At 42.1% G+C, this 10,218-nt stretch carries 5 protein-coding genes; 4 read left to right on the forward strand and 1 reads right to left on the reverse strand.

Annotated features, from left to right (window positions below; genetic code table 11):
- Positions 1-349: 349 nt before the first annotated feature.
- Positions 350-1,282 (forward strand): polysaccharide deacetylase family protein, encoded by a 933-nt coding sequence (locus HWQ23_RS02370; RefSeq protein WP_292823157.1) that lies wholly within the window; start codon positions 350-352, stop codon positions 1,280-1,282.
- A gap of 79 nt (positions 1,283-1,361) precedes the next feature.
- On the opposite strand, the gene HWQ23_RS02375 is transcribed toward HWQ23_RS02370, so the two are convergent.
- Entirely contained in the window at positions 1,362-6,728 is a 5,367-nt protein-coding gene (locus HWQ23_RS02375) for a translocation/assembly module TamB domain-containing protein (RefSeq protein WP_292823158.1), read from the reverse strand.
- A gap of 495 nt (positions 6,729-7,223) precedes the next feature.
- Between HWQ23_RS02375 and HWQ23_RS02380 the strand changes: the two genes are divergently transcribed.
- The 3 genes from HWQ23_RS02380 to HWQ23_RS02390 all read left to right on the forward strand — a co-directional run.
- A complete protein-coding gene (locus HWQ23_RS02380) occupies positions 7,224-7,409 on the forward strand; it encodes a hypothetical protein (RefSeq protein ID WP_292823159.1) in 186 nt (61 codons plus the stop codon).
- 1,041 nt (positions 7,410-8,450) lie between these two features.
- Complete coding sequence (locus HWQ23_RS02385; protein WP_292823160.1) at positions 8,451-9,272, forward strand: pentapeptide repeat-containing protein; 822 nt, start codon at positions 8,451-8,453, stop codon at positions 9,270-9,272.
- Positions 9,273-9,363: 91 nt separating this feature from the next.
- The coding region (locus HWQ23_RS02390; RefSeq protein ID WP_292823161.1) for a pentapeptide repeat-containing protein at positions 9,364-10,218 on the forward strand (855 nt) is incomplete at its 3' end.

A 10,218-nucleotide genomic window follows, 5' to 3' on the forward strand; every position in this document is an offset into this window, starting at 1 on the left:
CCCACATCACCATTAGGTTATTTTTATGTTGAATGCTTTTATATTAAACATTTATTATTTTTTGGTTTCAGCGTCCGGGTAGTTAGTGCGAGTCCCAAAGCTGCGGTGTATGGTGGGATAAAGAGCGATGTTTACGCATAATTTAGCTAACTCTATTAAATTGAGACTTCCTTTAGCTTTAGCTGGGATGTTTCAGGGTATTTTATTCTTTTTTCTTTTAGCAGCAGATATATTAATTTACAACCGAGTGCGAATTATATAAGAGGGAAATGAGGGAGGAGGGGAGCAGGGGGAAATGCCCAATGCCCAATGCCCAATGCCCAATGACTAATATTTAAGGAGATTTAATGTGTCCAGTCATAAATTAGCTCTAAGTTTGAAAGTAGGAATCATTATATTGCTTACTGGTGTTACTAGTTTGGGTATCAGTCTGCTTGTAGGCACAACTAGATTTAACCATCTGTTCGGAATTCAAACACCAAAAAGCAAGAATACGAGAGCGGGTTTAGGTAGGGTGATGAGTGCATCTGCACAGGCTGTTTCCCCAGCAATAAACCAGATGAATGAAGTGCCAAAACGTTTTCAGGGAACAATCGTTTATCAAGGGAAACTAAAAGCAAATGAAAAAGTCATTGCCCTAACTTTTGATGATGGCCCTGGCCCCAAAAACACGGCACAGATTTTAGAAATTTTGAAGACAAATCATATCAAAGCGACATTCTTCATGATTGGAGAAATGGTGAAATATTTTCCCCAGGTTGCCAAGCAAGTGGCTGCTGATGGTCATGTAATTGGCAATCACACATGGCATCATTGGTATCGCCATATGGACTTAGTGACTGCGGCTAGTGAAATTGATCGCACAGCAGAGATCATCTACAAGACTACTGGAGAGAAAACTACTCTGTTTCGTCCCCCTGGTGGCTTTTTGAACAATGGATTAGCCGAATATGCCGAAAACAAGAAGTACGCCGTCATGATGTGGTCAGAAGAGTCAGGAGATGCTGAACGTCATTCGCCTCAAGTGCCAATGCTGGTCAAAAATGTGCTGAAATATGCAAAACCCGGTGCAATTGTACTGTTGCACGATGGGGGCGGGAACCGTTCCAAATCTGTCAAAGCTTTACCAGAAATGATCGCAGGTTTAAAGGCTCAAGGCTATCGATTTGTGACGATTCCCCAACTACTGGAAATACAAGCCCAAGAACAAAGCGTGGTAACGGCAGTATCACCTACGCTTACAAAGGATGAACATCCAAACCATCAGCTTAATCATCAGTGATCCGCTAGGGGCAAAAACAGTTAAAATTTCTCGTAGAGAAGGAAGAGAAGGAAGAAATGCTTAACTCAACTGTATTGATCTAAAATCGGGTTTCATACTGAACTTGGAATTGATTTTCATCCCCCAAATTAGTTGAGCCGCGCATGAGAATTTCGTCATTGACTCGATATAGCACATTGTAAAGGAAAGGCTCATCGCTAGTAAGAGCGCGTGATAAAGAGGCAGAGAAATTTTTATTGATGTCAAATACACCTTCTGCTGATAAATTAAGAACTGAAGCGATCGCTGTTTTATTATTATTAGTAGATGGAGTCGGATATATCCGAAACTCACTGAAACCAACAGACTGTCCGATCGCAGTGATAGTTCCTTGCAAACCACCTAAAATGGTAGAACTAGCGAAATTAGTCAGTCCTTGGCTTGCATCTGTTTGACCAAAAGAATTCAGAATCGAGCCACCCAGCAGAGAAACTATCTCTCCCTTACTACGGCTGGGTTCACTCGTCAGTTCTAGATTGTTACCCAATTCACTAGCTGGCCCGTTGACGCTGGCTTGAATGGTAATGGTACGTAAAGTCCCAAAGTTGTTTACAGAAACATCGCTGACTTCAGAAGACAATGGTGATTCCAAAGTTTGACTGTTCCTTGCGGATGCTTCCGGTACAATTGCGGTAAGTCGCACATCTAAAGTCGGGTCAAGTCCTTGACTAGGAGTAAACCGCGCAGTTTGTTCATAGCCTCGCGCCAAGGTGAACTGAGTCGAAAATAAGCTCAGTCTTCCTCCTGTCAAACGAATGACGCCTTCAGGAAGCGGCTTGGCGAATGTACCATTAATGGTCAAGTCGCCTTTGGCGTCAAAGCTCAATAGGGGCTGACTCAATGCCGCTCCTCCTGGTACAAAGCTCAATAGGGACTGAGTGGTAACACGAATATCCTTGTCTAAAGTCAACTTTAAATCTGCAAACTCTATAGGTAAATTGGGTGGAGTTACTGCGCTAGTGCTTGCGTTCGCTGTAGCCACTGGCTTAGTGCTATTCTCTGGTGTAGGTGTGAGGTTAGCGTTAACCTCTTCTCTGTTTATGACGTTAGCGTTAGCCTGTGTTGTCCCTGCTGATTTTTTCTTAGCAGTAGTCGAGTTTCCAATAATCACCTGACCATCACTGAGTTTAATCTCTCCACCAATTAGAGGTTTTAACGCTGTTCCGCGAATTACGACATCGCCGCCGACACCGCCTTCATACAATCCTGCCAACTTAAAATTGAGTTTGTCTGCTATTGATACTGTCAGGGGATTCGCTGCGACTTGCCCAGGACTAAAAATTGGCAGAATACCTGATGCAGTCACTTGCCCTTTATTGTAAGTACCTTGGATACCTTCGACATTCAGCGTTTTACCATTAAATTGCACTGTTCCTGTGACATTCGTTAGGGGTTCAGATAAAGCTTGAGCGCTAAAAGTTGCATTATTAAGTGTGGCATTGCCGTTGATAATTGGTTCGTTTAAAGTACCTTGAACATTTAAATCTACTTTTCCTTGACCGTCTACCCAAGCGACTTGATTGTTAGTAAACAGGTTTAACAGTGCCAATCCTTCATTTTGCACATTGGCGTTGATGCTGATTTGATTGCTATCTGGTTGCACTGCGGCAAAAGGCAAAGGAGCAGGTACGCTACCTGTAATGGCAACTGGCTGCGTTCCTGTCACTAATAAGGTACTATCAAAATTCAAGCGAGCTTTGTTGTAATCAAAGTTGACTTGTCCGGTTTGCACAGGTTGTTTATTGAGAGTTGCATCCGCGATCGCTACTTGCCCTTTAACACTAGGGTCTTGTAAACTACCTGCTAATGTGGCGTCAGCATTCACTTTCCCAGTAATATCTATGGGGTATTTTTCGATAAAAGGCTCTAAAAGTGATAAAGGTAAACTTGCTACATTCAACTTACCAGATAGTTGCTCAGTTCCTAACTGTCCTGAAAACGCTACAAGTCCTTGATTTATCCCAACACTCAAGGGCGAAAGTGTGACAATACCATCGGCAAAACTACCTTGAGCAATGACTTGATTGATGGAGTACTCACCCCATTGCCAGTTAGCACCTTGAAAATTAAAGCCGACATTCAACCCAGATTTTAATGAGCCATTGGCTGTAATTGCTCCACTTAAAGCACCCGTTAATTCTGCAAGAGTGGGCAAAGATGGAGTTTGTTTTGTCTTTACTTGTTGTTGTTTTGCTGCCAATGCGGTAACTTTTGAGAAATATGCTAACTGGGTTTGCAAATCTGCATCGGGCAAACTGATAGATTCAGTGTTAAGTACTTCTGCTTTAGCCAACTTCGGAGGCTGTAATCCGGTACCAAAGTCTTGAAAGTCGAAGATACTAAACGCTTGTAAAAGTCTCTGGATTTTGGTTTGCTCAAAATTAGCTTGAAATTGAAATTGCGGGTCATTCCCTGTTTGCACATTTCCACTCAGGGCGATGGTGCTATCTGCAATCCGCAATTGACCATTAGCTAAACTAGCAGTACCATCGGCATAATTGATCGTGCCGCGAAATTCATCTGCTGCAACTCTAGCAACACGAGGCGCTGCGATCGCAACGTCTCCCGCAACTGCATAATTATTTAGATTGACAACTAAATTCCCCGATAATTGCCCCGCCAGTGGTTTCAATTGATTGTTAGGTAAAAAGCCCCCAATCAAAGCGATGGGAAACTCTTGGGCGTTGATGAGCAAGTTCTCTCCCTCAGTTCTACCTGTAGTAACTGCCCTATCTCGTTGAACTAAAAATGAAGTGGGACGATAATCTGCACCCAGGTTAAGCGCAATCCTATCTTGTTTTCCAGCTAATCGCAGACTTGCCCCTTGTCCCCCTTGAAAATTCACGTTTCCGGTTAAAAGTGGGTCAAATGTTAAGTTACTGACCTGGAAATTCCGCAGCCGGATATTACCATTAGCTTGGGGAACATCTGGAGTGCCTGTAACTTGTCCATTAAAATCAACTAGCCCCGCTACTGCTACGCCACCAGGAACTTTGAAGCCAGTATTTTTTAAGTTGAAATTCTCTGCCAGTACGTTTAAATTAAATCCTGCGATTTGGGGTGCGCCAGTTGGTGGAGATTGAATAGCGATCGCCCCATTAGCACTCACTCCTGCGGTACTTGCGTTTTCAACTATAATCTGCTCTCCATTCCACTTAAATCGAGCGGTGAGCGGTTTTTCCAGCAGTGCTACCCCAAGGGGTAGGCTGATTTGTCCGGCGGCGCGAATATCTGCAAGCTGGAAAGATTTTGTTGTGCCTGATAACTGAATATTGCTATTGAGCCGTCCTCGTAGTTGTGGTGAGAAACGGTTGAGTTGAATTTGAGAAGTTTTGACAACCCCTTGCCAGCGTTGTTGTGCAAGTTGGCCACTAGCGCTGATTGTCCCGCCTGCGACGTTCAAAACCACATCTGGGAAAAGGATATTTTCTCCTTGTTTGGCAATAACAACTCGTCCGGTAGTGGGATAGGTGGCGCTAGGCGCTTGCACCCGCGCTACTGTTTGCAGGTTGCTCAGAGTCCCAGAAATATTGGCATTTGCCGATACATTCCCAATGGTGATCGAAGGTGAGGATTTGTACGCTCGTGCGATCGCATCCCCTGGTAAATTTTCTGCTTGCACATTAAATGATACCCTACCTTTGGGTGCAAGCTGAAGTTGACCACTGGCTGTAACTTGCCCTCCTACCTCTGGATTTGCCTGAACGCGAGCAACGTTGACGTTTAACGGTGTACCCAAAGAACCCGAAATTTTGGCGTTCGCAGATATACCACCAACATTAATCGGAGTTGAGATGCCGTAACCTTGAGCGATCGCATTTCCTGGGATACCTTTAGCTTGAATATTTACGCCTACCTGACCTTGGGGAGCCAGTTGAATTTGACCATTGGCTGTGATTTGCCCTCCGGCTGGGGGCGTTACTTGAACGCTAGTAATATCAAGTTTCAACGGCTGTTTGTCAAGTGAGCCAGAAATTTGGGCTTTTCCTGAAATATTCCCAACTGCGATCGGTAGAGTAACGCCATAGCTGCGTGCTAGTATATCCCCTGATATCCCATCAGCTTGAGCATTAAATATTACATCTTTTTTGACTCCCAATTTAGCTTCACCGGCGCCTGTAATTTCACCACCGGCTGCGGGGACTATTTTCAGATTGGAGACAGTAAGTTGAGATGCAGTTTGAGATGCATTTAAGCGGAAATCAGTATTGACGCTTTTTAATTGAACGCGATCAACTTGAATAGGTTTTGTGTTGCTTACTGTACCATTGACGACTGGTTGCCCAAGTGCGCCGCGTACCTGAATATTTGCTTGAATTTCGCCACTAGCTGGGATTGACGAATTTACATTCAATGTGTCTAAGATATTTTTTGCACTAACAGGTTTTATCTGAGCCGAGACATTAAAACCTGTTTTACTATTAATTGTTCCATTAGCTAGAATCGGAACCTTACCAAAATTCGTACTCAGATTATTTAAAGCAACTGTTTGACCCTGAAATACAAAACTCCCATTAAAATTAGAAACCTGCTGAGGAATATTTTGAATTTTAGCAGTAACTTGATTAGCTGTAGCAGTTCCCGTAACTGCTATTTCTGACAGTTTGGCTGGAATCTGAACCTCTAAATCAGCATTTAAATACCCTGCTTGCAAGGCAATTGGCAACTGAATTAATCGACTGACATCAGATGCTTGTAAATTTTGTGTTTGCAGCTTGAGGCTAGTTTGTTGAGCTTTTAGTTGTGTTTCGCCAACGATTTTAACAGCGCCTCCCCTAGTGAGTTGAGCATTGATGTCATAACCGATCCTTTGATTTTGATCTGAAAATCGGGCAACACCACCAACTTGATCTAATATTACTGAACCTTTCGGTTTAGTTGGTGCGGCGAATGGCATCAACTCGACATCGCCATCTTGAATTTGAAGTGTCTGCAACTCAGTTTGAATAAAGCCTTGTCCTTCAGCCGCCTTAACTTGCGCTGTCACCCAACGAGCATCTTTATCCTGTTGGATGTAGACATTGGGTTGAACTAAGGTGACATTTAATGCCAGTTTTCGGTTAAAGAGGAGTTCCAAGGGCGAGAACTGCACCTCCAAAGCTTTTGCTACCACCTGATCTTGATCATTGGGAGTTGCCGGTATTGATAGAGAGCTAAATCTTAGACTAGAGAGCGAAAAACGTTCAACTTTCCCTACTTTTACTGGACGCCCAAGCAATTGCTGAAGATTTTGCTGCACTAACGGTGCTAAATCTTTATATACATAGCTTCTAGCCCACCAAGCACCAACTGCAATTCCAACCAGCAAAACCCCACCCAGAGCCAAACTGGTACGTCCTAAAAGCAGCAGCCAGGGACGACGATTAGATGGTTTCTGATTGTTTTCTGAATTTGGAGATGGCGTCATGATCGTTACTAGTACCAGTACTTTTTTCTGGAGTGAGGCGAGAGACAGGCTAGTTACAGTTGTATCAGCAAGTCACAAGCTATGGTTTCACAATATTAAGACTTACGCAAGAACTTTGGGGAAACCTGCTTCTATTCTCTAAAAGAGGCTGCGCTAATGAGACGCTCCGCAAATGCGCCTATGTTATTTCATAATTTTGCGTAATTCTTGAATATATTTCGAGTAATAGTTTGTCACCAGATATTAGTTTTGTTAGTTTATGGTATTTTATTGTATATTTTAAAATAATTCTATAATCATTCAAATTACATCTTTAGATAGATTTTATTTCCTTAAATATTAATTAGTTTTCAAAAATTAGGTAATATGGGAATATTAAATTACTTTGTGATAACTCCTGTATATACAACTTTGGTTAGAAAATACAACCTCTGTAGAATCTAACTTAGTATAGATGACGATGGTAATTAATCTTAGATTGGGGAGTAATGTAGAGTGGTATGTCACTTCCTGAAGCTGGATTTAGATCCCGACTTAGATCCCCAACTTCTCCAAGAAGTCGGGGATCTGGGTATTCTCATATATAGTGCATTAGGATTGCTGTATTTAAATAAATATGAGTTACAACTGAAGCGTCGCGGTTTGAGTAAATGGAATAAGTCAAGTTTAGGATTAGTCTAAAATTGCCACACTTTGCTATTCTTCTCGCAGCAGCTACATCTACTCGCATGGATACTTATAAAAGTTCACTCCAAGGGAGTGAAGGTAAAACATTATTAAGTTATCAACAATTTATCAGATTAAATTTCAGACTCTGGCTGTGCTATTAGACATCAACACGCCGGAAGTATATTAGGAAGAACTGCATAATCTTGGGTAACAACAGATTACGGCATGAGTTAAGCTCTTAGAGATTTAACTTGCATATTACCTGGAAGTAAAACTATTGTGGGGTGGGCATATTACCTGCCTTGGTTATGCAAATTAAAAGTACATTAGCTTAAGGTCAATAACAAAATTTCCACTTTAATAAGTTGGGAATCAGCGGCTTTCGATTACTCTTTCGGAAACCCGATGATTTGCCCTGACTGTCTAATCACTATTTAAGAGCTTGAGTTTCAACCATTGTATCAGTATGTGCCGATATTAAGATAGAACCATCCAGAATGTTATTAATTTTTCTATATACAACCAGTCATGAAGTTGCTACTTTTAAGCAGCATAATCAATCTCGTCACCTTTGCGTCATGAATTTGTCATAGATTTGTCAAACAAATGTGCAAATCTGAGCGTGAATATATTTATTCATTTGCAGAAGGTGGGATTACTACCTTTTACTTATCTTTAATTTTTTCTCATCAACTCACCATGTATTTCAGAGGCTTTATTAATTTCATCTGAATATCTCGTTTTAGCGTCCTAACTTCCCTGTAAGACAGAAAGTTTTTGATGGCTTTCTTTATTTATCAAACTCAGCACGAGTAAAAAAAACTCTTGCCTCAATTAAGAGTCTGTGTGATAATGCCAAACTGATACTAATAAAATTACCGAAGCGAGTAAGTCATATTCAGGATTTTTTGCTTTTATATAATACAAGCCAATGAATCAACTGATTATTTGCTTCTAGAGAAACAACTAAATGAAGCCAAGGGATTTCAAAAGGAGGAAACTGTAAACCTAGCACAATCGAGTTGAGTTTGTGAGTTTATTTAATAAAGTATTATGGACATACAAAATAATCGCTTTAGTCCGATTGGTTTTGCTTTTATTCCCCTTGTGGCTTTAGTAATATTTGTGGGAATTGTTGTAGTGAGAAAGATCCAAATAAAACTACTTTGGAATAGTGTCGAAGTTGCTCAAGAACAAAAAGACAGTACAGCAAGAATTGAAGCGCTGGAAAAATTGGTTAAGGCTGATAACAGCCTGAAGAATATTCCATTGAATGATGTTGATTTCTCCAGTGTCAACCTTGAAGATGCCGACCTTAAAGAAGCCGACCTCAAGAGTGCCAACCTAACCAGTGCCAAGCTGGAGCGTGCCGACCTCAAGAGTGCCGACCTCAAGAGTGCCGACCTCAGCAGTGCCGACCTCAAGAGTGCCGACCTCAGCAGTGCCGACCTAACCAGTGCCAACCTAACTAATGCCAACCTCAGCAATGCCAACCTCAGCAATAGCAATCTAACCAGCGTCAATCTCAGAGATGTCCACCTTCAAGGCGCTAACCTCAGCAGTACCAACTTCACTAGTGCTAACCTTCAAGGTGCTAACCTTCAAGGTGCTAACCTTCAAGGTGTCAACATCAAGAGTGCCAACCTTGAAGATGCCAACCTTGAAGATGCCGACCTTGAAGATGCCGACCTCAAGAGTACAAATCTTCAAGGTGCTAATCTTCAAGGTGCCAATCTTCAAGGTGCTAACCTTCAAAATGCCCAAAACCTAACTCTTCAAAAGCTCAAAGCAGCTAAAAATTGGGAGAGAGCTTGCTACGACCCAGAATTTCGCAAACAACTAGGCTTACCTCCAGGAAATCCCAGCCAATGCTGACCAATTTTATTGTGCAGTTGAAGTTGTGTCTGAAGAGGGAAGCTTTCGGGAGCAATCGAGTTGAGTTTGTGATTTTATTTAGCAAAGTATTATGGACATAAAAAATAATCGCTTTAGGTCAATTGGTTTTGCTTCTATTCTCCTCGTGGTTTTAGTAATATATGTAGGAACTGTTGTATATAGAAAGATAGAAATAAAACAACTTTTGGATACTGTCGAAGCTCTTCAAGGACAAAAAGACAGTACAGCAAGAATTGAAGCGCTGGAAAAACTGGTTAAGGCAGGAAAAACCCCGAATAATATTTCATTCAATGATGCCGACCTTGAAGGTACCAAACTTGAAGATGCCAATTTCTCCAGTGCCAACCTTGAAAATGCCAATTTCTCCAGTGCTAACCTCAAAGGTGCCGAACTTAAGAGTGCCAAGCTCAAACGTGCCAAACTCAAACGTGCCAACCTCAATACTGCCGACCTAACCAGTGCCGACCTAACCAGTGCCGACCTCAAGAGTGCCAATCTTGAAGATGCCAACCTAACCAGTGCCGACCTTAAGAGTGCTGACCTCAAGAGTGCCAACCTTGAAGATGCTGACCTCGAACGCGCCAACTTTGAAGGTGCCGATCTCGAACGTGCCAACCTCAAGAGAGTTGACCTCAAACAAAGTACCCAAATCGAAAATGCCGACTTATTTGATGTCAACTTTGAAGGTGCCAATCTCAAAGATGCCAATCTCAAAGATGCCGACTTCTCCAGTGCCAACTTCTCCAGTGCCGACCTCGAACATGCCAACTTTGAAAGTGCCAAGCTTTCCAACGCCAACCTTGAAAATGCCAAGCTTTCTAACGCCAACCTTGAAAATGCCAACTTTGAAGGTGCCAAACTCTCCAACGTCAACCTTGAAAATGCCAACCTTGAAAATGCCAACCTTGAAAATGCCAACCTTGAA

Origin of the sequence: Nostoc sp. JL33, assembly GCF_017114985.1 — a bacterium.
In the GTDB taxonomy this organism is placed as follows: Bacteria; Cyanobacteriota; Cyanobacteriia; order Cyanobacteriales; family Nostocaceae; genus Nostoc.

Coding starts and splice junctions, on each gene's coding strand:
- HWQ23_RS02375 (WP_292823158.1), bottom strand. CDS start 6,728: ATGACGCCATCTCCAAATTCAGAAAACAATCAGAAACCATCTAATCGT.
- HWQ23_RS02385 (WP_292823160.1), top strand. CDS start 8,451: ATGGACATACAAAATAATCGCTTTAGTCCGATTGGTTTTGCTTTTATT.